The organism is Neisseria sp. P0001.S005 (assembly GCF_051963715.1).
The window spans coordinates 1-365 of record NZ_JBQCTZ010000775.1; the positions used below are offsets into that span (position 1 = coordinate 1).

1 pseudogene is annotated in these 365 nt (G+C 39.5%); it reads right to left on the reverse strand.

The features are described 5' to 3' along the window. A pseudogene (locus tag ACTHSP_RS22810) lies at positions 1–219 on the reverse strand (bifunctional aminodeoxychorismate synthase component I/aminodeoxychorismate lyase); the annotation flags it as partial. Positions 220–365 lie beyond the last annotated feature (146 nt).

Sequence of the window (365 nt, forward strand, 5' to 3'; positions counted from 1 at the left end):
ACGCAAATTGCCACTGCGCGCGGATGAAATATCCATCAGTGGCAATCCGAATTCGTAGTCTGCAAACAACACTGCATACAGGCCTTTTTTCCAACCTGCCTGCAAAACATCATCCAACAACGCCAGTTCGTTATGATGAAAAAGGCAGCTTTCCACATGATTTTGATAGAGTTTTGCACGACCGCTTAACGCATCGTCGAACAGGGCGAAATAAGGCATGATGTATTATACAAATAGGCTGATTATACGCTGTTTTTACAAAAATTATCAAACAAGCCGGAAAAAATCGCTTATGTGTAATTTTATGTAGGCTAATACAGCATAAAGAGGTAAAATCAAGTCATACCACACCATATCATTTAAAA